The sequence below is a fragment of the Falsirhodobacter sp. 1013 genome (genome assembly GCF_051195255.1).
Lineage (GTDB): Bacteria > Pseudomonadota > Alphaproteobacteria > Rhodobacterales > Rhodobacteraceae > Falsirhodobacter.
This window is the reverse complement of the sequence record NZ_JBNJLK010000005.1, coordinates 129,043-153,658: the sequence shown is the minus strand read 5'-3', so window position 1 is coordinate 153,658 and position 24,616 is coordinate 129,043. Positions and strand designations below refer to the sequence as shown.

Genomic DNA, 24,616 nt, shown 5'->3' with positions numbered 1-24,616 from the left:
CTCCGGCCGTTGTCGTTCATTCCTGGACGAGTTGGTTCATCGCGATGGACGGCTGATCGCAGCCGGCGGTGCCCACGACCTTTGCCGGAACGCCCGCGACGGTGGAATTCGGTGGAACGTCCCGCAGAACCACCGAGCCTGCCGCGATCCGGCTGCAATGCCCGACTGTGATGTTGCCCAGCACTTTCGCGCCCGCCCCGATCAGCACGCCATCCTCGATCTTAGGATGACGGTCGCCGTCCTCCTTGCCCGTGCCGCCAAGCGTGACGGAATGCAGCATGGACACGTTGTTGCCCACGATCGCCGTTTCCCCGATCACGATGGAATGGGCGTGGTCGATCATGACGCCCCGTCCGACCGACGCGGCCGGATGGATGTCGACGCCAAACACCTCCGACACGCGGGTCTGGACGAAATAGGACAGGTCGAACCGCCCGCGGGTCCACAGCCAGTGGCCGATGCGATAGGCCTGCAGAGCCTGGTACCCTTTGAAATACAGGATCGGCTGAAGATAGCGGTGGCAGGCGGGATCGCGTTCGAAGACCGCCGTCAGATCCGCCCGCGCCGCCTGAACGATGTCGGGAGAGGCACGATGCGCCTCTTCCGCGATCTCGCGCAGGATCTGCTCGCTCATGTCGTTGGACGACAGCTTCAGCGCGAAGCGATAGGCCAGCGCCCGCTCCAAGGACGGGTGGTGCAACAGGCTGGCATGGACAAAGCCGCCGATCAGCGGTTCGTCGCGAATCGCCTGTTGCGCCTCATCGCAGATCCGCTGCCACACAGGATCAAGGGAGGAAACGTTCGTGCGCGGTTCGGCCATGTCGACATCCTTCGTGTTGAGGATATTCTAGCAGTCACCCTGACGTTTCGCGACCCAAATCAGCCCAGGGCGTATCCCGCCCCGCGCACCGTGCGCAGGGGATCTTCCCCGCCATGAACGCACAGCGCCTTGCGAAGGCGGCCGATATGCACGTCCACGGTGCGGGTGTCGACATAGATATCGCGTCCCCAGACCCTGTCCAGAAGCTGTTCGCGGCTGAACACGCGGCCCGGCTTTTCCATGAAGGTGGTCAGAAGGCGGAACTCCGTCGGGCCCAGCTTCAGGACCTTGTCGGACCGGTAGACGCGATGCGTTTCGGAATCGAGGCGGATGTCGTCCCATTCCAGCACGATGCCGACCGTCGCGGGGCGTGCGCGGCGCAACTGCGTGCGCACGCGCGCCATCAGTTCGACCACCGAATAGGGCTTCACCACGTAATCGTCCGCGCCGGTTTCCAGCCCCCGCACGCGATCCACTTCCTCGGACCGCGCCGACAACATGATGACCGGCAGGCTGCGGGTTTCGGAACGGGTCTTCAACTGGCGGCAGACCTCGATCCCCGAAAGGTTCGGCATCATCCAGTCCAGCACGATCACGTCCGGCGACACCTCATCCACGAGGATGAGCGCCTCTTCCCCGTTGCCGGCCTGAAAGACGCGAAACCCCTCGGCCTCGAGGTTGTAGGCCAGAACCTCGCGCTGCGCGGGCTCATCCTCGACCAGAAGGACGATGGGTTCGCCGCTCATTCATCGCCTCCGGCGAAGGCGGTCTTGTCGGCCTTGATCCGCGCCTCTTCCGGCATCATCCCGGTCACGAGGTAGATCACCTGCTCTGCGATGGTGGTCGCATGATCGCCCACGCGTTCGATGTTCTTGGCGATGAAGTGCAGGTGCATGCACGCCGTGATGTTGCGCGGATCTTCCATCATGTGGGTCAGGAATTCGCGGAACAGGGCGTTGTACATCTGGTCCACCTCGGCGTCGCGCTGACGTACGTCCGAAGCCAGCTTTGCGTCGCGCTGGATATAGGCGTCCAGCGCGTCCTTCAGCTGCAGTTCCACCGTGCGCGCCATCCGCCGGATCGCAAGCGAGGCGCCCGGGATCTGTGCCAGCTGCGACAGGACCGAGGAGCGTTTCGCGAGGTTCTTCGCGAAATCGCCGCAACGCTCCAGGCTGCCCGCGATCTTGATGACCGTCAGCACGGTCCGCAGGTCCGAGGCAATCGGCGCGCGCAGGGCGATCAGGCGGGCGCATTCCGCGTTCACCTGTTCTTCCAGCGCATCGATGGCGCGGTCGTTGCGGCGCACCTGTTCGGCCAGCTCGTCGTCGCGGGTTTCCAGCGCACGGGCGGCGTCGGCGATGGCGGCTTCCACCATGCCGCCCATTTTCATGATCATCGCCTGAACCGCTTCAAGATCGCGGTCGAAGGCCGAGTGGATGTGAAGGTCGCTGGCCATGGTTTATCCAATCTTGCCGCTGATGTAGCTTTCGGTACGCGGGTCGCGGGGGTTCTGGAAGATCTGCCCCGTTTCGCCGTATTCGACCAGGTTGCCCAGGTGGAAGAACGCCGTCTTCTGGCTGACCCGTGCCGCCTGCTGCATGGAGTGGGTGACGATGACCACCGCGAACTGGCTCCGCAACTCGTCGATCAGCTCCTCCACCTGCGCGGTCGCGATGGGATCGAGGGCCGAGCACGGCTCGTCCATCAGCAGCACCTCGGGCGAGGTTGCCACGGCCCTGGCGATGCACAGACGCTGCTGCTGGCCTCCCGAAAGGCCGGTGCCGGGCGCCTGAAGGCGGTCCTTCACCTCATTCCACAGGGCGGCCTTGCGCAGCGCGTTTTCCACGACCTCGTCCAGTTCCGCCTTCGAACGCGTCAGGCCGTGGATCTTCGGACCATAGGCCACATTGTCGTAGATGGACTTCGGGAAGGGGTTCGGCTTCTGGAACACCATACCGACCTTGGCGCGCAGCTGCACCGGATCGACCTTCGGATCATAGATATCCTCGCCGTCCAGTTCGATCCGGCCGGTGACCTTGGCCGCCGCGATCGTGTCGTTCATGCGGTTCAGGCAGCGCAGAAAGGTGGACTTGCCGCAGCCCGACGGGCCGATGAAGGCCGTGACATGCCCGTTCAGGATGTCGACATCGACCCCCTTCAGGGCATGGCTGGCGCCATAATGGACGTTGACGTCCCGCGCCGTGATCTTGGTCTCGCTGGTGGACACGTCTCTCTCCGCGATTCTCATGTCGTTCATATCTGGTCCCTCACCAACGGCGTTCAAACTTGCGGCGCAAAATGATGGCAACCGCGTTCATCACAAGAAGGAAGGCCAACAGCACGATGATGGCCCCGGAGGAGCGTTCCACGAAGGCCGGGTCCGCGCGCTGCGTCCAGTTGTAGACCTGCACCGGCAGTGCGGACGCCGGGTCGAACAGGCCGGCCGGCGGCGCGTCGGGATAGTCGCGAACAAAGGCGACCATGCCGATCAGCAGCAGCGGTGCGGTTTCGCCAAGCGCCTGCGCCAGGCCGATGATCGTGCCCGTCAGGATGCCCGGCATCGCCAGCGGCAGGACGTGGTGGAACACGGACTGCATCCGGCTGGCCCCCACGCCAAGCGCCGCGTCGCGGATCGACGGAGGAACTGCGCGCAAGGCCGCGCGGGTGGAGATGATGATCGTCGGGATCGTCATCAGCGTCAGCACGAGGCCACCGACGATCGGCGCCGATTGCGGCAGATGCATGAAGTTGATGAAGATCGACAGGCCCAGGATCCCGAACACGATGGACGGCACGGCCGCAAGGTTGGAGATGTTCACCTCGATCACGTCGGTCCAGCGGTTCTTCGGCGCGAACTCCTCCAGATAGATGGAAGCGGCGACCCCGATGGGAACCGACAGCACCAGCACCACCAGCATCATGTAAAGCGAGCCGAGAAGCGCCACGCCCAGACCCGCCGCCTCTGGACGCTGGTCCGAGGAGTCCGGCTTGGTCACGAAACCCCAGTTGAAGCGCAGCGCCATCAACCCGTTGTCCGTCATGGCCTGCGCCAGTTGCAGACGCTGCGGGGTGACGTTGGCATCCCGCTCGGCGCTTTCCATGGTGACGCGGCCCTTGAAGTAGCCGTCAATCCGGCCGTTGGCCAGCGCGTCGATGTCCACCTGCTGGCCCAGCAGTTCGGGGTTGTTCAGCACGCGGCTGCGCAGATCGGCGGCCGCTTCGGCCGACAGCATGCCCGTGATGTCGGCATCCGTCATGCCTTCGGGCACGATGTTGGCACGGCGTACCGCATCCACGAGGCCCTGACGCAGAACGTTCTGATAGCCGATGGTCGTGACCTTGGCCATCTCCTCGGGGTTGCGGTTGCCCTGCGGGTCCAGCACCTCGGCCGGCAGCGTCATCTCGAAGGTCGCGAAGGTCTGGCGGAAGGCCGAGGCCCCGCCCGAGAAGATCGAGACCAGGAGCATGACCAGCGCGACCATCGCGATGCCGATGCAGACGAGGCCATAGATCTGGAAGCGCCGTTCGGCCGCGTTGCGACGTTTCGTGCGGGCGTCCAGTTGCAGCAAGGAGGTCGCCTTGCGCTTTCCGGCCGGATGGGCGGAGATATCGGTCATTCGTATTGCTCCCGATATTTGCGCACGATGTAGAGCGCAAGGATGTTCAGACCCAGCGTGATGACGAAGAGCGTCAGGCCAAGGGCGAAGGCGACAAGCGTTTCGGGCGAGTTGAAGTCGGTGTCACCCGTCAGCTGCGACACGATCTTCACGGTGATGGTGGTCATCGCCTCGAACGGGTTCAGGCCCATCCGGGCGGCGGCCCCTGCCCCCAGCACCACGATCATGGTCTCGCCGATGGCGCGCGACGCGGCCAGCAGCACGGCGCCCACGATGCCCGGAAGGGCCGCCGGAAGCACGACCTGCCGGATGGTTTCCGACGGCGTGGCGCCAAGGCCCAGCGACCCGTCGCGCAGGCTTTGCGGCACGGCGTTGATGATGTCGTCCGACAGCGAGGACACGAAGGGAATGATCATGATGCCCATGACCAGGCCCGCCGTCATGACCGAGCTTCCCGAGGAGCCGAGGCCCATCGGCTGGGCGATCCAGTCGCGCAGCATCGGGCCCACGGTGATCAGGGCGAACAGGCCGTAGACGATGGTCGGGATGCCGGCAAGAATCTCGATCAGCGGCTTGGCGACCGACCGCATGCCCTTGGACGCGTATTCCGACAGGTAGATGGCCGAGAAGAGGCCGATCGGCACCGCGACCAGCAGCGCAATCAGGCTGATGTAGAGCGTGCCCCACAGAAGCGGCAGCAGGCCCAGTTGGCTGTTGCCCTGGAACACGGGCGACCAGGTGGCGCTGAAGAAGAAGTCCTTCCACGAATACTGCTGGAAGAAGCTGGCCGTCTGGAACACCAGCGACAGGACGATGGCGATGGTCGTCAGGATCGCGATGACCGAAGCGCCGATCAGCAGCCCCATCGTCACGCGTTCCACAACGTTGCGGGCGCGGAAGTCGGGCGCGCAGCGGTGGATGCCGAAGCCGGCGCCGACCACCCCGAACAGGATCACGGTCACGGCCAGCGCCGTGTTCAGCGTGGACGAAAGGTCGCGATAGCTCTGCGCCGCGTTGAACAGAACGGGCGTCACCACGACCGGAAGGGCGATGTCGGCCTTCTTCAGCGTGGCAGGAAGCGAGGAGGGATTTTCGGCCAGCGCGGGCAGATCGCTTTCCGCGATGACTCCCTGCGCCAGGCCACGGTCAAGGGCGACGGCGATGGACTGCACGTTGCGCTTGGCGGCCAGCTTGTCGCCGATCGACGTTTCGGCCGGCAATTGCAGGATCGAATCGACGCGCTGCGTCGTGATCATCGGCTGCACGAACAGCCACAGCACCAGAATCACCAGTGCGGGCACGATCGAGGAGATGAAGCAGTACCAGCCGTAATAGGCTGGAAGCGAATGAAGCTTGCGCGGATCCCCCTTGGAGGAGGAAAGCGCTTTCTGACGCCCGATTCCATACGCGACGCAGGCGATGGCAACTGCGATGAGCGTGATCCAGAACACTGACATTGGGTCTCTCGTCTGAAAGAACGCCCGGCCGAAGGTTCGACCGGGCCTGAAGGCTTGGCAGGGAATCCTGACCGAAGTCTCTTACATGGTTTCTTCAGCTTCGACAGCCGCCTGGATCGTGGCCAGTTCCGGATCCGAAACAAGGCCGTAAGCGGCCAGCGGGCCGTTGGGGCCAGCCATGTCGTCGGACACGAAGAAGGTCACGAACTCCTTCAGGCCGGGGACGACGCCGATATGGGCCTTCTTGACGTAGAACTGCAGCGGACGCGACACGGGGTATTCACCCGAAGCGATCGACTCGGTCGTGGGGACGACGCCGGACATCGTGGCGACCTGCAGCGCGTTCGTGTTGTTTTCATAGAAGGACAGGCCGAACACGCCGATGCCGTTGGCGTCCGACTGGATGCGGGCCAGCGTTTCGGTGTAGTCGCCGTCGATGTCGACCGACTTGCCGTCGGTGCGCACGGCCACGCAGGCTTTCTTGGCCGCGTCCTTGTCGGACAGCGCCGTGATCTCTTCCATGGCGCCCGACTCTTCGCAGCCCGCGGTCAGGACCTTCTCTTCGAAGACTTCACGCGTGCCGTGCTTGGTGCCCGGGATGAAGGCCAGGATCGGCTGCTCGGGCAGGTCCGGGTTCACCTCGTTCCAGGTGGTGTAGGGGTTGGCGACCATCTTGCCGTCCACGACGACCTGGGCGGCCAGCGCCTTGTACCAGTCGGCGGGGGTGAACTCGAACTTCTCGCCGTTCACGGCGGACGCGAAGACGATGCCGTCATAGCCGATCTGGACATGCATGATGTCGGTCACGCCGTTGTCCTGGCAGGTCTTCAGTTCGCTGTCCTTGATCAGGCGCGACGCGTTGGCGATGTCGATCGTGGTGGACCCGACGCCTTCGCAGAACTGCGCGAGGCCGGCGCCCGAACCGCCCGACTGAACAACCGGCGTGGGGAAGTCGAAGTTCTCGCCAAAGGCTTCGGCCACGATGGTGGCATACGGCAGAACGGTCGACGAACCTGCGACCTGGATGGTGTCACGGTCCTGCGCGAAGGAAGCCGTGGCGCCAACAGCGGCAAGAGCCAGCGCGGAGACGGACAATTTGGTGAACGACATTGAATTCTCCTGTAAGAACAGCACGAGCCCAGACGGGCCCCTCGGCACTCCACTAGCAAGCGCTTGCGACCCGTATACGTCAGTTTTGTGACAGTTTCATGACACGCCCTGCGCCTTTCCAACCGCCCGATCCGAGGACTTCTGCGTGTATTTCCGGCAGCAACGCGCCGAAAAGAGGCAATTGTAACAGGCATTTCTTGCTTCCACCCGGCGCCGCGCAATATTACCGGACAAACGAATCTCCTCCCGGAGGTTGCACGAACAGTTGGAGCCCGATTTGCCCGTGACCTCTTTGTCCCTTTCGCGCAGGACGCTTCTGGCTTCCGGTGCGGCGACGACCGCCCTCATGGCGGTTCCGGTTCTGGCGCAGGAGGCCCCGGCCCCCGAGGCCCCCGTTCCCGCGCCCATTCCGGCACCCGCCCCCGTGACCGAGCCCGCGCCGCAGGCGGCGCCCGTCAGCGTCCCCTTCAGCTTCGACCTGCTGACCGAGGAGATGCGCCAGGCCGCCACCCGCCCCTACGAGGAGCCGGCTCGTCCCACGGGTGCCCTGGGCGAGCTTCAGTACAACGATTACCGCAACATCAACTTCCGGGCCGACCGCGCGCGTTGGGCCGACAGTTCGGCCACCCTGTTCCGCGTGGCCGCCTTCCACATGGGCTGGCTTTATTCCGACCCGGTGCAGATGTTCCAGGTCGCTGGCGACACCGCCACGGAAATGACCTTCTCCACCGATGATTTCGAATATTACAACAACCTGACCGACCGTTTCCAGCCGCATCTGGAACTGCCGGGCGTGGCCGGCTTCCGCCTGTCGACGCCCCTGAACCGTCCCGACATCTTCGATGAACTGGTGGCGTTCCTTGGCGCGTCCTATTTCCGCGCCTTGGGTCGCGGCACCAGCTACGGGATGTCGGCGCGGGGTCTGGCCGTCAACACCGCCTCCCCCACGCAAGAAGAATTCCCCCGCTTCTCCCGCTTCTATCTGGAAAAGCCGGCCGATGGGTCGAACACGGTAATCGTGCATGCGGCGCTGGACAGCCCCTCGGTGACGGGGGCCTACCGCTTCATCATCACCCCGGGCGAGGAGACGGTGATGCTCGTCACCGCCCGCGTCTTCGCGCGAGAGGATGTGGCGCAGTTGGGCGTGGCGCCCCTGACGTCGATGTACATGTTCTCGGAAAACAACCGCGCCAATTATGACGATTTCCGCCCCAACGTGCACGATTCCGACGGGCTTGGAATCGAACGGCGCTCGGGCGACAAGATGTGGCGTCCGCTCAACAACCCGCCACGTCTGGGCGGCTCGTACTTCGGCGAGGAATCTCCCCGCTCCTTCGGTCTGTATCAGCGGGACCGGGAGTTCGAGAATTTCCAGGATCTGGAAGCCCGCTACGAACGCCGCCCGTCGGTCCGGGTCGAGCCCATGGGCGAATGGGGCAAGGGCATCGTGCGGCTGGTGGAAATCCCCAGCGATTCCGAGGTCAATGACAACATCGTCGCCTTCTGGGTACCGGAAGGTGCGTTCAACAAGGGCGACGCCCGCGAATTCGCCTACTCTCTCCGCTGGGGGGCGCTGGCGCCCGATCCGCAGGCGGCGCTGGCCTTTGTGGCGGAATCGCGCACCGGCCAGGGTGGCGTGTCCGGCGTCGACAACAGTGCGAACTTCCGCAAGTTCGTGATCGACTTCCAGGGCGGCGTGATCGCGAACCTGCCGCTTGAGGCGAAGCTCGATCCCGTGATCAACGTCCAGAACGGCGAGGTGGAGCATTCTTCCCTTGTGCGTATCCCCGAAAGCAATATGTGGCGTCTTGTCATCGACGTGCGCGGAACCAAGGGCCAGATCGTGGAACTTGGCGCGCATATTGCGGGTTACGGTCGCAAGTTGTCGGAGACGTGGCTTTACCAATGGATGAACGCATGAGTTCCCCCGACCCCAAACAGCCCGAGACCGAGCGCGGCACCCTTCCGGACGCCCCCCTTGCCATGCCCAAGCAGGTCCTGACCACCGAGGCCCAGCCGGGCTGGCGCAGGTTCTTCGGCAACCGCGCCGTCAAGGCAGGCTCCTGATCCATGGCACAGTCGTCGAAAGACCGGGGCGCCTTCCTGCCCCGGACGCTGGGGCTTGCGTTCAGCGCGCTGGCCGCCGCCGGCGCCTTCATGCTGTTCCTGCAATTCGGTTGGTCGGACGGGCTGGACGCGATGGACATCGTCCGCGCGGTCTTCATCCTGATCTCCACCTTCTGGCTGGCCTGGGGGGCGATGCAGGCCGTTCTGGGCCTGATGTCCCGGGCCACGCCCCCGGCGCTGCCGCCCTTCACCGGACTGCACAGCAAGACGGCGATCCTCGTTCCGGTCTACAACGAAGATCCGGTGACGGTGTATTCGCGGATCGCGGCCATGGACGCGTCCCTTCTGGCGACGGGACAGGCGGAACACTTCCATTTCGCGATCCTGTCGGACACGCGCAAAGAGGATGTGGCCTTTCAGGAACGGATTTGGTTCGAACGCCTTCTGGACGCCTGCAACGGCGAAGGCCGGATGTTCTATCGCCGGCGCGAAAACAACAAGGGCCGGAAGGCCGGCAACATCGAGGATTTCTTCCAGCGGTCGGGCGGCGCCTATGATTTCGCGCTGATCCTGGACGCCGACAGCCTGATGGAAGGCGACACCATCGTGGAGATGGCCCGCCGGATGGAGGCGGAGCCGGAGCTGGGCCTGCTGCAAACGCTGCCGAAGGTGACCCGCGCCAAGGCGCGCTTCGGACGTGCGATGCAGTTCTCGGCCAGCTTCCATTCGCCCATCTTCGCGCGCGGCCTGGCCATGATGCAGGGTGCCACCGGGCCCTTCTGGGGCCACAACGCCATCGTCCGCTGCCGCGCCTTTGCCGAAAGCTGCGGCCTGCCGGAACTGCCGGGCAAGCCCCCCTTCGGCGGCCATATCATGAGCCATGACTATGTCGAGGCCGCCCTTCTGGCCCGCGCCGGGTGGCTGGTCCGTCTGGACGACGACCTTGAGGGCAGCTTCGAGGAAGGTCCCGAGAACATCGTCGACCACGCCAAGCGCGACCGTCGCTGGTGCCAAGGCAACCTGCAGCATTCGAAGATCGTGAATGCGCCGGGCCTGCGCGCCTGGAACCGCTTCGTCTTCGTGCAGGGTATCCTCAGCTACATCTCGCCCCTGTTCTGGCTGGGCTTCATCATCGCGTCGATCTTCGCGCCCTGGTTCACGCCGCCGGTCAACTATTTCCCGGTCGAAGGCTGGCCCTTCCCGATCTTCCCCTCGGACGAGACGTGGAAGGCGATCGGTCTGGCGATCGGCATCTTTGGCCTGCTGTTCCTGCCCAAGCTGCTGGTGGCGGCCGACGCCATCACCTCGGGCCGAGCGAAGGATTTCGGCGGGGCGGGCCTCGTGTTCCGGTCGACGCTGGTGGAATTGATCTTCTCCTCCATCACCGCGCCCATCTTCATGATGTTCCAGACGCGGTCGGTGCTTCAGGTCGTGTTCGGGGCGGATGGCGGCTGGCCCACCAACAACCGCGGGGACGGCACGCTGCCCTTGTCGGAAAGCTGGTCCGGCACGTGGTGGATCGTTCTTTGGGGCGTGGTCGTGCTGTCGGCGACGTGGTTCCTGGCCCCCGGTCTCGTGCCGTGGCTGCTGCCCATCGCGGTGCCGATGATCCTTGCGCCGTTCGTCGTGTCGTGGACGTCCCGCGCCAGCCGCACGCGTCTGTTCCTGACCCCGCTGGACATCCAGCCTTCGCCCGTCATGCTGATGCAGGACCGCATCCTCGCCACTTGGCAAGGGACGGCGCGGGAGCCTGCGCCGGACCTGGTGGCCCTGCCCGCGCAAGCCTGACGGCTTGCCTTTCCGGGGTGCGGATGCATCATCTATCTGCACCTCATCAAGGACATTCCATGCTTCGCCTTACCTTTGCCGCCTTTCTTGCCTTGTCCACGGCGGCGCAGGCCGACACGGTCACCGTCTTCGCCGCCGCCAGCCTGAAGACCGCGCTGGACCAGATCGCGGCGGAATGGCAGCCTGAAAGCGGCGACAGCGTGACGGTGTCGTATGCCGGCTCCTCCACCCTGGCAAAGCAGATCGCGTCAGGGGCGCCCGCTGATCTGTTCATCTCGGCCTCCTCCGACTGGATGGACGTGGTGGAGAAGGAGGGTCTGCTCGCCCCATCCACCCGCCGCGACCTTCTGGGCAACACGCTGGTGGCCATCGGCCCCAAGGGCAGTTCCGAAATGGAGGCCGAGGATCTTCCCGATCTTCTGGGCGAAAGCCATCTGGCCATGGCCATGGTGGATTCGGTCCCTGCCGGCATCTACGGCAAGCAGGCCCTGAACCATCTGGGCCTATGGGAGGATCTGGCCGCCCGCGTCGCGCAGACCGACGACGTGCGCGCCGCACTGGCGCTTGTGGCGGCGGGGGAAGCGCATTTTGGCATCGTCTATGCTTCGGACGCGATGGCCGAACCGCGGGTGGCGGAGGTCCTGACCTTCCCAGACAACAGCCACGACCCCATCACCTATCCCGCAGCCCTTCTTCAGGGGCGCGATACGCCGGCGGCGCAGGCCTTCCTGAACCACCTTTCCTCGGACGAGGCGGCTGCGGTCTTCCGCGACCAGGGGTTCAAGGTCCTCCGCTGACGTGGGCGGGCTGACGGTTCAGGAATGGCAGGCGGTGGAGCTGTCGCTTCGCGTGTCCGCCGTGGCGACCTTGTCCAGCCTGCCCTTCGGCATAGCCATCGCCCATCTTCTGGCGCGGAGGGAGTTTCCCGGCAAGGCGCTGATCAACGGGCTGGTGCATCTGCCGCTGATCCTGCCGCCCATCGTCACCGGATATCTGCTGCTGCTGGTCTTCGGACGGCGGGGGACGGTCGGGGCACTTCTGGAAAAGGTCGGCATCGTTCTGGCCTTCAACTGGACGGGTGCCGCGCTGGCCGCCGCCGTCATGGCCTTTCCGCTGATGGTCCGCGCGATCCGCCTGTCAATCGAGGCCATCGATCCGGGGCTCGAGGCGGCGGCCTCGACCCTCGGCGCCTCACAGCTGCGGGTGTTTCTGACGGTGACGCTGCCCTTGGCACTGCCGGGCGTTCTGGCGGGCGCCGTCCTCGCCTTTGCCAAGGCGATGGGGGAATTCGGGGCCACGATCACCTTCGTGTCCAACATCCCGGGCCAGACCCAAACACTCCCCTCCGCCATCTATTCGCTGCTTCAGGTGCCCGGTGCCGAACCGCAGGCGTTCCGGCTGATCGTGATCTCCATCGTCCTGGCGGTGGGCGCGATTCTGCTGTCCGAAGCGCTGGCCGCTCGCCTGAAAAAGGCGAGGCTATCATGAGCCTCGACGTCGCGCTGCGCCATCGCTTCCCTGCGGCGGCCTTGGATCTGGCCTTCACCGCACCCCTTGGCGTGACGGCCCTCTTCGGTCCCTCCGGCGCCGGAAAAACAAGCGTGGCCAATGCGGTGGCTGGGCTTCTTCGTCCGGATTCCGGCCATGTCCGCCTGAACGGCCGCACCCTTTTCGGTCCTGGCGTCTGGACGCCGCCGCACAAGCGCCGCATCGGCTATGTCTTTCAGGACGCGCGCCTTTTCCCCCACCTGACCGTGCGGAAGAACCTGCTTTATGGCGCGCCGGACGACACGAACCTTGCCCACATCGCGGACCTTCTGGACATCACGCCGCTGCTGTTCCGCCGTCCCACACACCTGTCCGGGGGGGAGCGGCAACGGGTGTCCATCGGCCGCGCCCTGCTGCGCATGCCGGAGCTTCTGATCCTTGATGAACCGCTGTCCGCGCTGGACGCCGCCCGCAAGGACGACATCCTGCCCTATCTGGAGCGGCTGGCTGGCGAAGCGTCGATCCCGATCCTTTACGTCAGCCATTCGCTGGCCGAGGTGATCCGGCTGGCCGACCAGGTCGCCCTGATCGCGAAGGGGCGGCTGGCCGGCTTCGGAACGCCCGAGGCCGTCTTTTCCGACCCGCATCTGGCGGCGCATCTGGGGCCTCGCGCGGCGGGCGCGGTCGTGTCCGGCCATGTCACGGGGCAGGACGCGGATGGTCTGGCCGTGATCGCGACGAAGATGGGTGATCTCGTGCTGCCCTTGCCGGTGGCCGTGGGCCAGCCCGTCCGCCTGCGCATCATGGCAGAGGATGTTCTCTTGGCCCGCGCCCGCCCCGAAGGCTTGTCCGCCCTCAACATCCTGCCCGCCCGGGTTCTGGACCTGCACGCGCAGGGCGCGACGGTGCTGGTGCGGCTGACCTGCGGCACTGACCAGATCCTGCTGGCCCGCATCACGGGGCGATCGGCCACCGCGCTGGGCTTGGCCCCCGGTGCGCCCGTCCACGCCATCCTAAAATCGGCCGCGCTGGTGGTTCAGTCCTGACGCGGCGGCACGGCCAGCGGATCGGTCGGCGCCACGACGGGCTTGTTCTCGGCCCGGTCGCGATACAGCGCGGCCCGTCCCAGCAGCATCAGCGTCACCGGCGTGGTACACATGATGAACAGTCCGATCAGCGCCTCATGCAGGACCAGCCGCTGGTTCAGCAAAGAAAACCCGATCATGGAACCGAGGATGATGCAGATCGAGGCGGAGCTGGTCGTCAGCCCCGGCGCGTGAAGCCGCTGATAGAATTTCGGCAAGCGCAACAGTCCGATGGCCCCGATCAACGACATGGCCGACCCAATCAGCACCAGCGCAGATACGAGGATGGCGGCCCAAAGTGGAAGACCCGTCATTCGATCACCTCTCCACGCATGAGGAACTTGGCCAGCGCCACCGTCGCCACGAAGCTGAGAACGGCGATGATCAGCGTCGCTTCGAAGAAGAAGACGGTTCCGGTGCGGATGCCCGACAGGACCAGAAGCAACAGCACGTTCACGTAGATCGTGTCCAGCGCTAGAACCCGGTCCTGTGCCCGTGGCCCGCGCAGCGCCCGCACCCCCCCGAATAGGATGGCAAAGGCCAGCATGCCCTGCGCCAGGAACACGGACACCGAAAGGATCATGTCTCCCATTCAAAAATCTCCCGCAGGCGGCATTCATAACGTGTCTGGATCAGGGTCTTCCACTCGTCCTCTTCGCGCAGGTCGAAGACGTGCAGCAGCATCTTGCCGCTGCGCGGGTTCCACCCCAGCCAGGCCGTTCCGGGCGTGGCCGAGATGATGATGGCAAGAAGCGCCAGAACCGCCCGGTCCCGGCTTTCCAGATCCACCTCCACCACGCCGGAGGCGGGAATGCGCCCCGACAGGATCTGCCGGGCGACCCGCAGGTTCGACCACATGACATCGCCGGCCAGAACCACCAGCAGCCCCGGAATGGGCCGCCAGCGCCGGATGCGGATGGTCCGTGGCTCCAACGGGCCAAGGGCCCAGGACGCCACCAATGCCACGCCCGTACCCAGAACCAGTTGCCCGAGCGAGAACCGCGTCAGGATCAGCCACATCAGGACCAGCGCGACAGCCAGCACGGGATGCGGAACAAGACGCCTCATTCCGCCTCCTCCCGCTGGTGCTGGGTGCGCTCCGCCGTCAGCACGCCGGAAATGTAGACCTCGGGCCGGTGCAGCGCGGCCGCGGTCGCCTCCATGTAGCGCATCACGGGGCGGGCCTGCCAGGTCAGCACGGCCACCAGCGTCAGAAGGGCCAGGATGGGCGCGATCTCCACCGCCAGCACCTTGGGTTCGTCCTGATCGCCGGCGGCCCAGAAGGTCTGCACCCCCACGCGCAGCAGAGCGATCAGCGTGGCAAGGCCGGACACGATCAGCGCGGCCATGAACACCCAGGCGACGACCTGCCCCGACACGCCGCCCTTCAGCATGGCCGTCAGCATCACGACCTTGCCGACAAAGCCCGGCAAGGGCGGCAACCCGGCCAGCAGCACCGCCAGCGCCGCGAAGCTGAGTCCGAGGAGCGTCATCGTCGCGGGCACCACGAGGCCGGTCTGATCCTCCTCCGGATCCTCATCCGGGGCGCCGAACAGGTCGGCGGACAAGGCCAGCATGGCCGCCACGGCGCTTTGCCCCCGGTCCACCAGCTCCACCAGCAGGAACAATGCCGCGATCCCGAGGGTGGAGCCGAGCATGTAGTACAGCGCGCCCGCCAGCATCCCCGACCCGCCGCCCAGAAGCGCCAGCCCCGCCGTGCCGATCATCGTCCCCGAGGAGATGAGCACGGCGTATCCCGCCATCCGCGGCATCGTCTGCGACCCGAGGATGCCGAGGCTGCCAAAGGCCATCGTGGCGAGGCCGCCCACCACCAGCAGCTCCGCGCCAAAGCCCGCGGACTCGCCGCTTCCAGGGGCGAAGTTCAGGAAGGCGATGCGCAGGATGACATAGACCCCCACCTTCGTCAGGATCGCGAACATCGCCGCCGCCGGGGCCGACGCCGCCTGATAGGTGGCGGGCAGCCACATGCCCAAGGGCCAGATCCCCGCCTTCACCAGGAAGACGAGGCCCAGGATAGCCATGGCCGCATGGACCATCGCCCGGTCCCGGGCCAGCAGATCGGGCATCATCCGCGCAAGATCCGCCATGTTCAGCGTGCCCGTGACCCCGTAGATCATCGATACACCCACCAGGAAGAACAAGGACGCCACAAGGTTCATGACGATGTAATGCATCCCCGCCCGCACCCGCTCCGGCCCCGAGCCGTGCAGGAGCAGACCGTAGGAGGCCGCCAGCATGATCTCGAAGAACACGAACAGGTTGAACAGGTCGCCCGTCAGGAAGGCGCCGTTGACACCCATCATCTGGAACATGAACAGGCTGTGGAAGTGCTGCCCGCGCCCCTGCCAGCCACCCCAGGCGTAGATCAGCACCGCGATCGACAGGACGGAGGACAACACCAGCATCAGCGCCGTCAGCCGGTCCAGCACCAGGTTGATCCCGAAGGGCGTGGGCCAGTCGCCCAGAAGGTACAGCCCGATCAGGCTGCCGCCGGATGGCGCCTTGGCGCGGATCAGCAGTTCCACCGCGACGGCCAGCATGGCGAGGCAGGCGCCCAGGCTGACGGCGAACTTCACGCGCCGCTGACGCTCGTCATACAAAAGCATGGCAGCGCCGGCCAGAAGCGGGATCAGGATGGGCGCGATGACAAGATGCTGCGGGGTCAACGTTTCGGGTCCTTTCCGTCCACGTGATCCGTGCCCATGAATCCGCGCGACGCCAGAAGCACCACAAGAAACAACGCCGTCGTGGCAAAGCTGATGACGATGGCGGTCAGCACCAGCGCCTGCGGGATGGGGTCGGCGTACAGCGACGGGTCCACCACGCCGCCCTTGGGCATGATGGCCGCCGCGCCGATCCGCAACCGCCCCATCGAAAAGATGAACAGGTTCACCCCATAGGACAGCAGGCACAGCCCGATGATCACCTGAAAGCTGCGCGGCCGCATGACCAGCCAGGTGCCCGAGGCGACCAGCGCGCCGATGCCCAGTGCCAGGATCAGTTCCATCAGCCTTCCTCCCCGTCGGTCTTTTCGCGCGCGCGGTACCAGCGCAGCGACTGGTGGGCGATCGCCACCTGCATCAGCACCACCGCCCCCACGACCAGCGCGAAGACACCCACGTCGAACAGAAGCGCGGTTGCGGCCGGCACCTCTCCGATCAGGGGGATGTGGATGTATTGCGAATGCGCCGTCAGGAAGGGATAGCCGAAGATCCACGATCCCATCCCCACGCCGGTGGAGATCAGGAGCCCGATGGCGATCCAGCGCACCGGCAGGATGCGCAGACGATCCTCCACCCAGGTCACGTCGGCGGCGAGGTATTGCAGCAGGAAAGCGATGGCCAGCGCCACTCCGGCCGCAAAGCCGCCGCCGGGCAGGTCGTGGCCGCGGAAGAACAGCATCGCCGCCAGCATGATGATGACGGGGAACATCCAGTGCATGATGACCGACGCCACCATCAGGTAGTCGCGCACCGTGTCGCCGCGCTTGCGCCCATCGGCGGCGTCGTCGTATTCGTTCTGCAGACGCTGCTGGGCCGTCACCTCGTTGCTCTCGATGGCCGGGCGGAAGCGGCGCAGCAGGGCGAAGACCGTCAGGCCGACGATGGCCAGAACCGTCATCTCTCCCAGCGTGTCGAAGCCGCGGAAATCCACGAGGATCACGTTCACCACGTTCGTGCCGCCGCCTTCGGCATAGGCATGTTCCAGGAACCAGTCCGAGGCGAGGTTGCCGGCCGGCATCGTCATCACCGCATAGGACAGCGCCGCGACGCCCGCGCCGCAGACCAGCGCCACCGCCAGATCGACGCGCCGCCGAATTTTGGCCTTCCGCCCTTCGGCGGCCGCGATTTCCGCCTTGCGGCGGGGCAGCCAGCGCAGGCCCAGAAGCAGCAGGACCGTGGTCACGATCTCCACCAGCAGCTGAGTCACTGCAAGGTCGGGGGCGGAGAACCAGACGAAGGTGGCGCTGGTCACCAGCCCCGCCCCGCCCAGAAGCGTCAGCGCGGCGAAACGGTGATACTTGGCGTACCAGGCCGCGCCGATGGCGCAGGCGGCGCCCCCGACCCACAGCAGAAGGAAGACGGGATCGACGGGGCTCAGCTCCCACACCGGGCGCAGGGCGTTGCTGCCCCAAAGCGCGCTGGCGACGGCAAGGATGCCGAGCACCACCAGCAGACGCACCTGCGGTTGCAGCCGGGCGGTGCCGAACAGGCGGATCGCGCGGCGCGGGATCTGCCAAGTGCCCTGCACCAGCGTCGCGTCGAATATCCGCGACCCGCGCAGGCGCCACAACAGCGGGGGACCTTCCGGTCCCTGCGCGATCGCGCGGTGGAACAGGCCATAGATCAGCGCGCCCAGAACGATGGCGATGATCGACATGATCAGCGGCGCGTTCACCCCGTGCCACAGCGCCAGCGAATAGTCGGGCACGCCTTCGCCCAGCACGGCGCGCGCGCCGGCGGCCAGCGCGGGGCCGATGGTGGCGTACGGGAAGATGCCGATGACAAGGCACAGCACGCCCAGAACCTCGGCCGGGCGGCGCATCCAGGCGACGGGCTCGTGCGCTTCTTTCGGCAAGTCGGTGGCGGGCGGGCCGAAGAAGACGGACAGCAGGAACCGCAGCGAATAGGCGACCGAGAACGCCGTGCCCAGCACGGCGATGTAGGGCATCGCGTTGTCGAAAAGGGATCCGCTGTGCCATGCGAAGGTTTCGGCAAAGAACATCTCTTTCGACAGGAAGCCGTTCAGGAGGGGCACCCCCGCCATGGCGGCGCAGGCCACCCCCGCCAGCGCGGCCGTGACCGGCATCGCGTGCCGCAGGCCGGACAGGCGGCGGATGTCGCGGGTGCCGGTTTCGTGGTCGATGATGCCCGCCGCCATGAACAGCGACGCCTTGAAAACCGCGTGGTTCATCACGTGGAAGATGGCGGCCACGATCGCCTCGGGGCTGCCGATACCCACAAGGGCGGTGATCAGTCCCAGATGGCTGATGGTGGAATAGGCGAGGATGCCCTTCAGGTCATGCCGGAACAGGGCGATGACGGCGCCGATGACCAGCGTCGCCAGCCCCACCCCCGCGACAAGGTTGAACCAAAGGTCCGTCCCCCCGAAGACCGGCGAAAACCGGATCAAAAGGAAGACCCCCATCTTCACCATCGTGGCCGAATGCAGATAGGCTGATACGGGCGTGGGCGCCGACATGGCGTTCGGCAGCCAGAAGTGGAACGGGAACTGCGCCGATTTCGTGAAGCAGCCGATCAGGAACAGCAACAGCGCCGGCACATACAGCGGATGGGCCCGCAGCTTCTCGCCCGAGGCCAAGACCCGGTCCAGATCGTAGCTGCCCGCCACATGCCCCACCAGCAGCATGGAGGCCAGAAGGCACAGCCCGCCCGTCGCGGTGATGATCAACGCCATCCGTGCCCCGTCCCGCGCGGCACCGTTTGTGCGCCAGAACCCGATCAGCAGGAAGGAGACGAGGCTCGTCATCTCCCAGAACACGACCATGACGACGATGTTGCCCGACAGCAGCATCCCGTTCATCGCCCCCGCGAACAGCAGCAGAAGCGAGAAGAAGCGCGGCACAGGCTCCTTGCTGGACAGGTAATAGCGGGCATAGATCACGACGAGGAAACCGATCCCGGTCACCATCATCGCGAATATGAAGGACAGCCCGTCCAGCCGCAGCGTCAGGTTGATCCCCTGCTGGGGCAGCCACAGCGTGACGTGGCGGACGATGCCGCCGTCGCGCACCACCGGCCAGAACAGCATCACCAGCGCCGCCGCCGAGGCCATGACCGAGGCGGACACCCCGACCACCGCGCGGCGGGCCTGCATGGTCACAACGATCAATCCGCTGATAAATGGAAGAACAAGCAGCAGAAGAAGCAGTGACGGCGGGGCCATGACCGGGGGGTTTACCTTTGCGAAGAGGGTTTTCCCGGTTATGGCCGCGATCGGGCGGGGCTTCAACCGCCACCGCCTTATATTTCACTATATTTCGTTGATGTTATCCGCGCTTGCGCAGGATCTGGCGCAACATGCCGTGGAAGGTCTGCACCTCGGCGCGGGTAAGGTTCAGCCGGCTCCACATGTTGCGCAGCGACAGCTTCATGCCGTCGACCTTCGCGGGCGGGAAGAAGAAGCCGACCTCCTCCAGCCGTTCCTCGAAGTGGTCGCCCAGCTTCTGCACCTCGATCGCGGTGGCAAATTCGGTGCGGGCCATGTGCACCACTTCGGCCGGAACCTCCGCCACCTGCCGGCGCCATTCATAGGCCGTCAGCAGCACGCATTGCCCGAGGTTGAGCGACGGGAAGTCCGGATTGACCGGCACCGTGATGATCGCGTTGGCCAGCGCCACGTCCTCGTTCTCCAGCCCCGCGCGCTCGGGGCCGAAAAGGACGCCGATCTTCTTGCCTTCGGCCGCCATGGCGCGGGCGTGGATCATCGCGCGTTCGGGCGTCATCACGGGCTTCGTCAGTTCCCGCCCCCGCGCGGTCGTGGCGAAGACATAATCGCAATCGGCCACCGCCGCCCGCAGGTCCGGGAACAGCCCCGCCCCGTCCAGCACCCGCCCCGCGCCCGAGGCCATGGCGTTGGCCTTCGGATTCGGCCAGCCGTCGCGCGGGTCGACGATCCGCATCCGGTCCAGCCCGAAGTTCAGCATGGCCCGCGCGGCGGCGCCGATGTTTTCGCCCATCTGCGGGCGCACGAGGATGAAGGCGGGTGGGATCATGGGGCACCTGTGTCTGACGCCGCGTCTGTTACGCCCGCCGGGCCGTGATGACAACCATTCCGAACTGCGCTATGGGACAGGAAACCCGAAACAGGAGCCCGAAGATGGCCGACGCCGAGCATCCGCAGATCTATCTCATCACTCCGCCCGAGTTCGACGCCGACGTGTTTCCCGACCGGCTGGCGCGCGTCCTTGACAGCGCGGACATCGCCTGCCTGCGGCTGGCCTTCGCCATCCGGGACGAGGATCGGCTGTCCCGTGCCGCCGACACCCTGCGTGAGGTGTGCCACGCCCGCGACGTGGCCCTCGTGATCGAGAAGCATGCCGGCATGGTCGAACGTCTGGGCCTCGACGGCGTGCACCTGCCCCATGGTGGCAAGTCCGTCCGGACACTGCGCAAGGAACTGGGCGCGGATGCGATCATCGGCGCCTTCTGCGGCACCACCCGCCACGACGGCATGGGCGCGGCGGATGCGGGCGCGGATTACGTGGCCTTCGGTCCCGTCGGCCCGACCCCGCTGGGCGACGGCACCGTGGCCGATCTGGAGCTGTTCACCTGGTGGTCCGAGATGATCGAGGTTCCCGTGGTCGCCGAAGGCGGCCTGACCCCCGACCTGATCCGGACCCTGACACCGCACACCGACTTCTTCGGCATCGGCGAGGAGATCTGGATGGGCGAGGATCCGGTGGCCGCCCTGAAGGCGCTGACCGCCGCGATGGCCTGAAACCTTACGCCGGGTTCCCGCCCGACGGGTGCCCGGCACGCACCGCCGCCTCCGCCTCGGCCGCCAGGCGTTTGCGGTCCTGCATGTCGGCCACGCGGATCGGATCGTGGAAGATCACGTCCACGGCCCCGCCGCGCGGCGCCCCCATCATCTGCTTGAAATGCGGTCCGAAGGGCATTCCGCCCCACCAGCCATGGAAGCGCGGGTCCTTCCCGCGCGGGGCGTGATACACCACGCTGACCGGCTGGATCGACATGGAATCCTTCAGATCCGGTGCGAAGAACGCCGCGAAAAGTGTTGATTTGAATGGAATAATCCTCTGACCGTCCGTACTGGTCCCTTCTGGGAAGAACAGCAGGTGATGGCCGGCGCGCAGCCGCGCCTCGAACAGTTCCTGCTGGGCGCGCGCCTCACCGGGGCGGCGGTTGATGAACACCGTTCCCGTGGCGCGGGCCAGCCAGCCGATGCCGGGCCAGCGGGCCACATCCGCCTTCGACACGAAGTAGATCCTCGCGCAGGCGTTCAGCGTGTAGATGTCCAGCCAGCTTCCGTGGTTGGCAACCAGCGCTCCCGGCTCCTGCATGGCCTTTCCCTTCTGGCGCAGACGAAGCCCCATCACCCACAGCGAGGACACGCAGACGAACTGCGTGATCCAAGGCGTGATCGGCCGGCGCATCCCGAAGATCGGCTGTTCGATCAGCCGGACCAGGCACAGCAGCATCAGGCATCCGAAGTTGATGACCAGAAGAACCGGCGCCCGCCAGATCAGCCGCAGCCAGCCCATGATCCCGATCTGCTCGGGGTGGAAGTCATCTCCCTGCCAGGTCATTGCCGATCACCTTACGCGAATAGAAATCTTTGTATTTCGAGGCCATCTGCGCCGTGTCCATCACAAGGCAGACATCGGTCGTGTTGAAGGCGTGGTCGATCCATGCCCCGTCGCCCACGCAGCCGCCCAGCCGGAGGTAGGCCTTGATCAAAGGCGGAATGTCCTGCAGCGCGGCCTTCTTGTCGATCCGGTCCGCGGCCAGCAGGTCCATCGGCTGGCGCGACGCGACACGGGCGGTCACCCGCAGTTCGGGCGGGGCCAAGTGGTGATGGTGCAGGAAGGACAAGGCCTGTGCCAGGCGGCCCGTGTCCGTACCGTGAAAGCTGGCTGGGCCGAACAGGATCTCGATCCCCCGCTCCAGCACGTATTCGGACAGGCCGTTCCAAAGATACATCATCGCAAGGCCGCCACGATGTTCGGCCGCGACGCAGGACCGTCCCAGTTCCACAAGGTTCCGGCCCGTCCGGCGCAGCGCGTCCAGATCGTATTCCCCTTCGGAATAGAACCCGCCCGCCGCCACGGCCCGATCGCCCGGCAACAGGCGATAAACGCCGATCACGTCGTCCAGCGTGGCCGGATCCAGCCGGTCGTCCACAAGGATCATGTGGTCGAAGAACGGATCGAAACGGTCCCGCTCCAGCCGGTGGTCGTGATCGACCAGATCGCCGTCGCCGCCCAGCTCCTCGACGAAGACGCGGTAGCGCAGACGCTGGGCGGCCATCAGGTCGCGGTCGTCGCGCGCAAGGCGCAGGGTCAGGTGCGGATCCGTGTTCATGCGCGCAGCGGTAGCCAAAGCGGCCTCCTTTTGCAATCGCGCTTGATCCCGGAGGCCGCCACGTTTACGCCATGATCACCGGTCAAAGACAGCGAGGAGCAACACTTCCCGCCCGTCGAACACGACCTTGCCGGCATGTTCGAAATTGACCGTGATCCTGTTTCCGATCCTCGACTGCACCTGCCCCAGCCCCCAGTCCGGTTGTGACGGGTGACGCACCAACATGCCGGGTTCAAGTATCTCATTCATCTTGCGGAGCCTTCCATGACTGACCGACCCGACCTTGCCGCCCTGATCGGTTCGCGCATCTGCCACGACCTTATCGGCCCGATCGCCGCCATCGGCAACGGGGTCGAGCTTCTGGCCATGTCCGGCGCCCCCCAGTCCCCGGAAATGGACCTGATCGCATCTTCGGTCGCGCAGGCCAACGCGCGGGTGCGGTTCTTCCGCGTGGCGTTCGGGGTATCGGCGGCCCAAACCGTCGGCCGGGCCGAGGTGCGGGAGATCCTGGCCGACATGGCGGGGCGCGTGAAGATCGATTGGGCCGTCCCCCACGACCTGACGCGCGCCGAAACGAAGACCCTGTTCCTGCTGATCCAGTGCCTTGAAACGGCGATGGCCTTCGGCGGCACGATCACGGTGGACGGCGCGCGCAGCCTGCGGGCCGAGGCGCGGCGCCTGCGCGACGCCGCCCCGCAATGGGCGATCCTGGAAGGAACGTCGTCCGACGTGACCGCCACCCACATCCACTTCGCCCTGGCGGCGGAGGAGATCCAGGCGGCCGGAGGCACGCCGCGGATCGAGGTCACCGACACCTCGATCCGCCTGACCTATTAGGGCCGGATCGTGCCTTGGCCGCTGACCAGATACTTGAAGCTGGTCAGCTGCTCGGCCCCGACGGGGCCCCGCGCGTGCATCTTGCCGGTGGCGATGCCGATTTCGCCGCCCATCCCGAACTCCCCCCCATCCGCGAACTGGGTGGAGGCGTTGTGCAGAAGGATCGCCGAATCAAGCCGTTGGAAGAACCGGGCGACCACGGCCGGATTTTCGGTCACCACGGCTTCGGTATGGCCCGAGCCGAAGCGGCGGATGTGGTCGATCGCCCCGTCCACGCCCGCCACGCGCTTCACCGCGATGATTGGGGCAAGGAATTCGTGCCCGAAATCCTCGGCCGTCGCGGGAACGACCTGCGGCAGGGAGGCCAGATCGCCCTCGGCCCGCACCTCCACCCCCGCCTGTTGCAGGGCCGCGACCAGTGCAGGCGCATGGGCGTAGCCATCGTCGATCAGCAGGCATTCCGCCGCGCCGCACACGCCCACGCGGCGCGCCTTGGCGTTGACGACCACGGCCTCGGCCATCGCCGGATCGGCGGCGGCGTCCACATAGACGTGGTTGATCCCTTCCAGATGCGCGAAGACCGGCACCCGCGCCTCGCGCTGCACAAGGCCGACAAGGCCCTTGCCCCCACGCGGAACGATGACGTCGATGACGCCGGTCATGCGCAGCATCTCGGTCACCGCCTCGCGGTCCTGCGTAGGGATCAGCTGGATCGCGTCCTCGGGCAGGCCCGCCGCGCGCAGGCCCGTCTGCAGGCACGCATGAATCGCGGCCGAGGATTTCGCGCTTTCGCTGCCCCCGCGCAGGATCACGGCGTTCCCGGCCTTCAGGCACAGGGCGCCCGCATCGGCGGTGACGTTGGGGCGGCTTTCATAGATCACGCCCACGACGCCCAGAGGCGTGCGGACGCGGCGGATGTGCAGCCCGTTGGGCCGGTCCCACTCGGCAATGACCTGCCCCACCGGATCGTCCTGATCGGCGATGTCACGCAATGCGTCAGTGATGCCGGCGATGCGGTCCGCGTTCAGCACCAGCCGGTCCAGAAACGCGCCGGAGATCCCGCGCTCCTGCGCCGCCGCCACGTCTTCAGTGTTGGCGGTAAGGATTGCGCCCTGCGCGGTCTGGATCGCGTCGGCTGCGGCGTGCAGGGCGTTCCGCTTGGCGTCGGGTGGCGCGAAGGCCAGCTCCGCCGCCGCCGCCCGCGCCCTTGCGCCGATCGCCTGCATCAAAGCTGTCACGTTCACGCTGTCCATCCGATCCT

Annotated in this window: 26 protein-coding genes; 8 read left to right on the top strand and 18 right to left on the bottom strand. The window is 66.0% G+C overall.

What is annotated here, in order from left to right; all coding sequences use genetic code 11:
• Positions 1-16: 16 nt before the first annotated feature.
• The 7 genes from cysE to ACSHZY_RS10105 all read right to left on the bottom strand — a co-directional run bounded on the left by cysE (position 17) and on the right by ACSHZY_RS10105 (position 7,004).
• The gene (gene cysE / locus ACSHZY_RS10135) at positions 17-820 is read right to left on the bottom strand and encodes a serine O-acetyltransferase (RefSeq protein WP_435168705.1); all 804 of its coding nucleotides are present in this window, start codon (positions 818-820) and stop codon (positions 17-19) included.
• Positions 821-879: 59 nt separating this feature from the next.
• Positions 880-1,566 (bottom strand): phosphate regulon transcriptional regulator PhoB, encoded by a 687-nt coding sequence (gene phoB / locus ACSHZY_RS10130; RefSeq protein ID WP_435168703.1) that lies wholly within the window; start codon positions 1,564-1,566, stop codon positions 880-882.
• Positions 1,563-2,276 carry a phosphate signaling complex protein PhoU gene (gene phoU, locus ACSHZY_RS10125; protein ID WP_435168701.1) on the bottom strand — a complete coding sequence of 238 codons (714 nt, stop codon included), beginning with the start codon at positions 2,274-2,276 and terminating at the stop codon, positions 1,563-1,565. Before phoU ends, phoB begins: the two co-directional genes overlap by 4 nt.
• 3 nt (positions 2,277-2,279) lie before the next feature.
• Positions 2,280-3,077 (bottom strand): phosphate ABC transporter ATP-binding protein PstB, encoded by a 798-nt coding sequence (gene pstB / locus ACSHZY_RS10120; protein WP_435168699.1) that lies wholly within the window; start codon positions 3,075-3,077, stop codon positions 2,280-2,282.
• Between the two features lie 10 nt (positions 3,078-3,087).
• The gene (gene pstA / locus ACSHZY_RS10115) at positions 3,088-4,437 is read right to left on the bottom strand and encodes a phosphate ABC transporter permease PstA (RefSeq protein ID WP_435168697.1); all 1,350 of its coding nucleotides are present in this window, start codon (positions 4,435-4,437) and stop codon (positions 3,088-3,090) included.
• Positions 4,434-5,894 carry a phosphate ABC transporter permease subunit PstC gene (pstC, locus tag ACSHZY_RS10110; RefSeq protein WP_435168695.1) on the bottom strand — a complete coding sequence of 487 codons (1,461 nt, stop codon included), beginning with the start codon at positions 5,892-5,894 and terminating at the stop codon, positions 4,434-4,436. The genes pstA and pstC overlap by 4 nt, the downstream gene beginning before the upstream one ends.
• Before the next feature lie 81 nt (positions 5,895-5,975).
• The gene (locus ACSHZY_RS10105) at positions 5,976-7,004 is read right to left on the bottom strand and encodes a PstS family phosphate ABC transporter substrate-binding protein (RefSeq protein ID WP_435168693.1); all 1,029 of its coding nucleotides are present in this window, start codon (positions 7,002-7,004) and stop codon (positions 5,976-5,978) included.
• 346 nt (positions 7,005-7,350) lie between these two features.
• Between ACSHZY_RS10105 and ACSHZY_RS10100 the strand changes: the two genes are divergently transcribed.
• Genes ACSHZY_RS10100 through modC form a run of 6 tightly spaced genes read left to right on the top strand, consistent with a single transcriptional unit; the run spans position 7,351 to position 13,393 of the window.
• Positions 7,351-8,925, top strand: coding sequence for a glucan biosynthesis protein (locus ACSHZY_RS10100; RefSeq protein WP_435168812.1), 1,575 nt, complete (start codon positions 7,351-7,353; stop codon positions 8,923-8,925).
• Positions 8,922-9,071 carry a hypothetical protein gene (locus ACSHZY_RS10095; RefSeq protein WP_435168691.1) on the top strand — a complete coding sequence of 50 codons (150 nt, stop codon included), beginning with the start codon at positions 8,922-8,924 and terminating at the stop codon, positions 9,069-9,071. The genes ACSHZY_RS10100 and ACSHZY_RS10095 overlap by 4 nt, the downstream gene beginning before the upstream one ends.
• Positions 9,072-9,074: 3 nt before the next feature.
• On the top strand, positions 9,075-10,859 hold the full coding sequence (mdoH, locus tag ACSHZY_RS10090; RefSeq protein WP_435168689.1) for a glucans biosynthesis glucosyltransferase MdoH: 1,785 nt from the start codon (positions 9,075-9,077) through the stop codon (positions 10,857-10,859).
• A gap of 59 nt (positions 10,860-10,918) precedes the next feature.
• Positions 10,919-11,656: a molybdate ABC transporter substrate-binding protein gene (gene modA, locus ACSHZY_RS10085; protein WP_435168687.1), complete on the top strand. Its 738-nt coding sequence runs from the start codon at positions 10,919-10,921 to the stop codon at positions 11,654-11,656.
• Between the two features lies 1 nt (position 11,657).
• Positions 11,658-12,347: a molybdate ABC transporter permease subunit gene (modB, locus tag ACSHZY_RS10080; protein ID WP_435168685.1), complete on the top strand. Its 690-nt coding sequence runs from the start codon at positions 11,658-11,660 to the stop codon at positions 12,345-12,347.
• Positions 12,344-13,393: a molybdenum ABC transporter ATP-binding protein gene (gene modC, locus ACSHZY_RS10075; RefSeq protein ID WP_435168683.1), complete on the top strand. Its 1,050-nt coding sequence runs from the start codon at positions 12,344-12,346 to the stop codon at positions 13,391-13,393. The genes modB and modC overlap by 4 nt, the downstream gene beginning before the upstream one ends.
• Here modC and mnhG read toward each other — a convergent pair.
• The 7 genes from mnhG to ACSHZY_RS10040 form a co-directional block, all read right to left on the bottom strand.
• Positions 13,384-13,746, bottom strand: coding sequence for a monovalent cation/H(+) antiporter subunit G (gene mnhG / locus ACSHZY_RS10070; RefSeq protein ID WP_435168681.1), 363 nt, complete (start codon positions 13,744-13,746; stop codon positions 13,384-13,386). The genes modC and mnhG overlap by 10 nt on opposite strands.
• Positions 13,743-14,024: a K+/H+ antiporter subunit F gene (locus tag ACSHZY_RS10065; protein WP_435168679.1), complete on the bottom strand. Its 282-nt coding sequence runs from the start codon at positions 14,022-14,024 to the stop codon at positions 13,743-13,745. Before ACSHZY_RS10065 ends, mnhG begins: the two co-directional genes overlap by 4 nt.
• On the bottom strand, positions 14,012-14,500 hold the full coding sequence (locus ACSHZY_RS10060) for a Na+/H+ antiporter subunit E (RefSeq protein ID WP_435168677.1): 489 nt from the start codon (positions 14,498-14,500) through the stop codon (positions 14,012-14,014). Before ACSHZY_RS10060 ends, ACSHZY_RS10065 begins: the two co-directional genes overlap by 13 nt.
• A complete protein-coding gene (locus tag ACSHZY_RS10055) occupies positions 14,497-16,119 on the bottom strand; it encodes a monovalent cation/H+ antiporter subunit D (RefSeq protein WP_435168675.1) in 1,623 nt (540 codons plus the stop codon). Before ACSHZY_RS10055 ends, ACSHZY_RS10060 begins: the two co-directional genes overlap by 4 nt.
• Positions 16,116-16,460: a Na+/H+ antiporter subunit C gene (locus tag ACSHZY_RS10050; protein ID WP_271973734.1), complete on the bottom strand. Its 345-nt coding sequence runs from the start codon at positions 16,458-16,460 to the stop codon at positions 16,116-16,118. Before ACSHZY_RS10050 ends, ACSHZY_RS10055 begins: the two co-directional genes overlap by 4 nt.
• On the bottom strand, positions 16,460-19,360 hold the full coding sequence (locus tag ACSHZY_RS10045) for a monovalent cation/H+ antiporter subunit A (RefSeq protein WP_435168673.1): 2,901 nt from the start codon (positions 19,358-19,360) through the stop codon (positions 16,460-16,462). The genes ACSHZY_RS10050 and ACSHZY_RS10045 overlap by 1 nt, the downstream gene beginning before the upstream one ends.
• A 103-nt stretch (positions 19,361-19,463) precedes the next feature.
• Positions 19,464-20,189 carry an RNA methyltransferase gene (locus tag ACSHZY_RS10040; protein WP_435168671.1) on the bottom strand — a complete coding sequence of 242 codons (726 nt, stop codon included), beginning with the start codon at positions 20,187-20,189 and terminating at the stop codon, positions 19,464-19,466.
• A 104-nt stretch (positions 20,190-20,293) separates the two neighbouring features.
• Between ACSHZY_RS10040 and ACSHZY_RS10035 the strand changes: the two genes are divergently transcribed.
• Positions 20,294-20,914: a thiamine phosphate synthase gene (locus ACSHZY_RS10035; protein WP_435168669.1), complete on the top strand. Its 621-nt coding sequence runs from the start codon at positions 20,294-20,296 to the stop codon at positions 20,912-20,914.
• A gap of 4 nt (positions 20,915-20,918) precedes the next feature.
• On the opposite strand, the gene ACSHZY_RS10030 is transcribed toward ACSHZY_RS10035, so the two are convergent.
• From ACSHZY_RS10030 to ACSHZY_RS10020, 3 genes are all read right to left on the bottom strand, one after another.
• Positions 20,919-21,743 (bottom strand): lysophospholipid acyltransferase family protein, encoded by an 825-nt coding sequence (locus ACSHZY_RS10030; RefSeq protein ID WP_435168667.1) that lies wholly within the window; start codon positions 21,741-21,743, stop codon positions 20,919-20,921.
• Entirely contained in the window at positions 21,724-22,518 is a 795-nt protein-coding gene (locus ACSHZY_RS10025) for a GNAT family N-acetyltransferase (RefSeq protein WP_435168810.1), read from the bottom strand. The genes ACSHZY_RS10030 and ACSHZY_RS10025 overlap by 20 nt, the downstream gene beginning before the upstream one ends.
• Before the next feature lie 75 nt (positions 22,519-22,593).
• Positions 22,594-22,767 carry a DUF3553 domain-containing protein gene (locus ACSHZY_RS10020; RefSeq protein ID WP_435168665.1) on the bottom strand — a complete coding sequence of 58 codons (174 nt, stop codon included), beginning with the start codon at positions 22,765-22,767 and terminating at the stop codon, positions 22,594-22,596.
• Between the two features lie 15 nt (positions 22,768-22,782).
• On the opposite strand from ACSHZY_RS10020, the gene ACSHZY_RS10015 reads away from it, so the two are divergent.
• Positions 22,783-23,355: a histidine phosphotransferase family protein gene (locus tag ACSHZY_RS10015; RefSeq protein ID WP_435168663.1), complete on the top strand. Its 573-nt coding sequence runs from the start codon at positions 22,783-22,785 to the stop codon at positions 23,353-23,355.
• Here the strand turns inward: ACSHZY_RS10015 and ACSHZY_RS10010 are convergent.
• Positions 23,352-24,608, bottom strand: a complete 1,257-nt coding sequence (locus tag ACSHZY_RS10010) for a glutamate-5-semialdehyde dehydrogenase (protein WP_435168660.1) — start codon at positions 24,606-24,608, stop codon at positions 23,352-23,354. The two genes, ACSHZY_RS10015 and ACSHZY_RS10010, sit on opposite strands and share 4 nt — an antisense overlap.
• Between the last annotated feature and the right edge of the window lie 8 nt (positions 24,609-24,616).

Bases quoted from the DNA above. Each gene is read 5' to 3' on its own strand.
- ACSHZY_RS10095 (WP_435168691.1), top strand. From the start codon at position 8,922: ATGAGTTCCCCCGACCCCAAACAGCCCGAGACCGAGCGCGGCACCCTT.
- ACSHZY_RS10065 (WP_435168679.1), bottom strand. From the start codon at position 14,024: ATGGGAGACATGATCCTTTCGGTGTCCGTGTTCCTGGCGCAGGGCATG.
- mdoH (WP_435168689.1), top strand. From the start codon at position 9,075: ATGGCACAGTCGTCGAAAGACCGGGGCGCCTTCCTGCCCCGGACGCTG.
- ACSHZY_RS10030 (WP_435168667.1), bottom strand. From the start codon at position 21,743: ATGACCTGGCAGGGAGATGACTTCCACCCCGAGCAGATCGGGATCATG.
- ACSHZY_RS10050 (WP_271973734.1), bottom strand. From the start codon at position 16,460: ATGGAACTGATCCTGGCACTGGGCATCGGCGCGCTGGTCGCCTCGGGC.
- ACSHZY_RS10035 (WP_435168669.1), top strand. From the start codon at position 20,294: ATGGCCGACGCCGAGCATCCGCAGATCTATCTCATCACTCCGCCCGAG.
- ACSHZY_RS10045 (WP_435168673.1), bottom strand. From the start codon at position 19,360: ATGGCCCCGCCGTCACTGCTTCTTCTGCTGCTTGTTCTTCCATTTATC.
- pstB (WP_435168699.1), bottom strand. From the start codon at position 3,077: ATGAACGACATGAGAATCGCGGAGAGAGACGTGTCCACCAGCGAGACC.
- cysE (WP_435168705.1), bottom strand. From the start codon at position 820: ATGGCCGAACCGCGCACGAACGTTTCCTCCCTTGATCCTGTGTGGCAG.
- ACSHZY_RS10060 (WP_435168677.1), bottom strand. From the start codon at position 14,500: ATGAGGCGTCTTGTTCCGCATCCCGTGCTGGCTGTCGCGCTGGTCCTG.
- ACSHZY_RS10105 (WP_435168693.1), bottom strand. From the start codon at position 7,004: ATGTCGTTCACCAAATTGTCCGTCTCCGCGCTGGCTCTTGCCGCTGTT.
- ACSHZY_RS10010 (WP_435168660.1), bottom strand. From the start codon at position 24,608: ATGGACAGCGTGAACGTGACAGCTTTGATGCAGGCGATCGGCGCAAGG.
- mnhG (WP_435168681.1), bottom strand. From the start codon at position 13,746: ATGACGGGTCTTCCACTTTGGGCCGCCATCCTCGTATCTGCGCTGGTG.
- ACSHZY_RS10015 (WP_435168663.1), top strand. From the start codon at position 22,783: ATGACTGACCGACCCGACCTTGCCGCCCTGATCGGTTCGCGCATCTGC.
- pstA (WP_435168697.1), bottom strand. From the start codon at position 4,437: ATGACCGATATCTCCGCCCATCCGGCCGGAAAGCGCAAGGCGACCTCC.
- modA (WP_435168687.1), top strand. From the start codon at position 10,919: ATGCTTCGCCTTACCTTTGCCGCCTTTCTTGCCTTGTCCACGGCGGCG.
- ACSHZY_RS10025 (WP_435168810.1), bottom strand. From the start codon at position 22,518: ATGAACACGGATCCGCACCTGACCCTGCGCCTTGCGCGCGACGACCGC.
- ACSHZY_RS10020 (WP_435168665.1), bottom strand. From the start codon at position 22,767: ATGAATGAGATACTTGAACCCGGCATGTTGGTGCGTCACCCGTCACAA.
- phoB (WP_435168703.1), bottom strand. From the start codon at position 1,566: ATGAGCGGCGAACCCATCGTCCTTCTGGTCGAGGATGAGCCCGCGCAG.
- pstC (WP_435168695.1), bottom strand. From the start codon at position 5,894: ATGTCAGTGTTCTGGATCACGCTCATCGCAGTTGCCATCGCCTGCGTC.
- phoU (WP_435168701.1), bottom strand. From the start codon at position 2,276: ATGGCCAGCGACCTTCACATCCACTCGGCCTTCGACCGCGATCTTGAA.
- ACSHZY_RS10040 (WP_435168671.1), bottom strand. From the start codon at position 20,189: ATGATCCCACCCGCCTTCATCCTCGTGCGCCCGCAGATGGGCGAAAAC.
- ACSHZY_RS10100 (WP_435168812.1), top strand. From the start codon at position 7,351: ATGGCGGTTCCGGTTCTGGCGCAGGAGGCCCCGGCCCCCGAGGCCCCC.
- modC (WP_435168683.1), top strand. From the start codon at position 12,344: ATGAGCCTCGACGTCGCGCTGCGCCATCGCTTCCCTGCGGCGGCCTTG.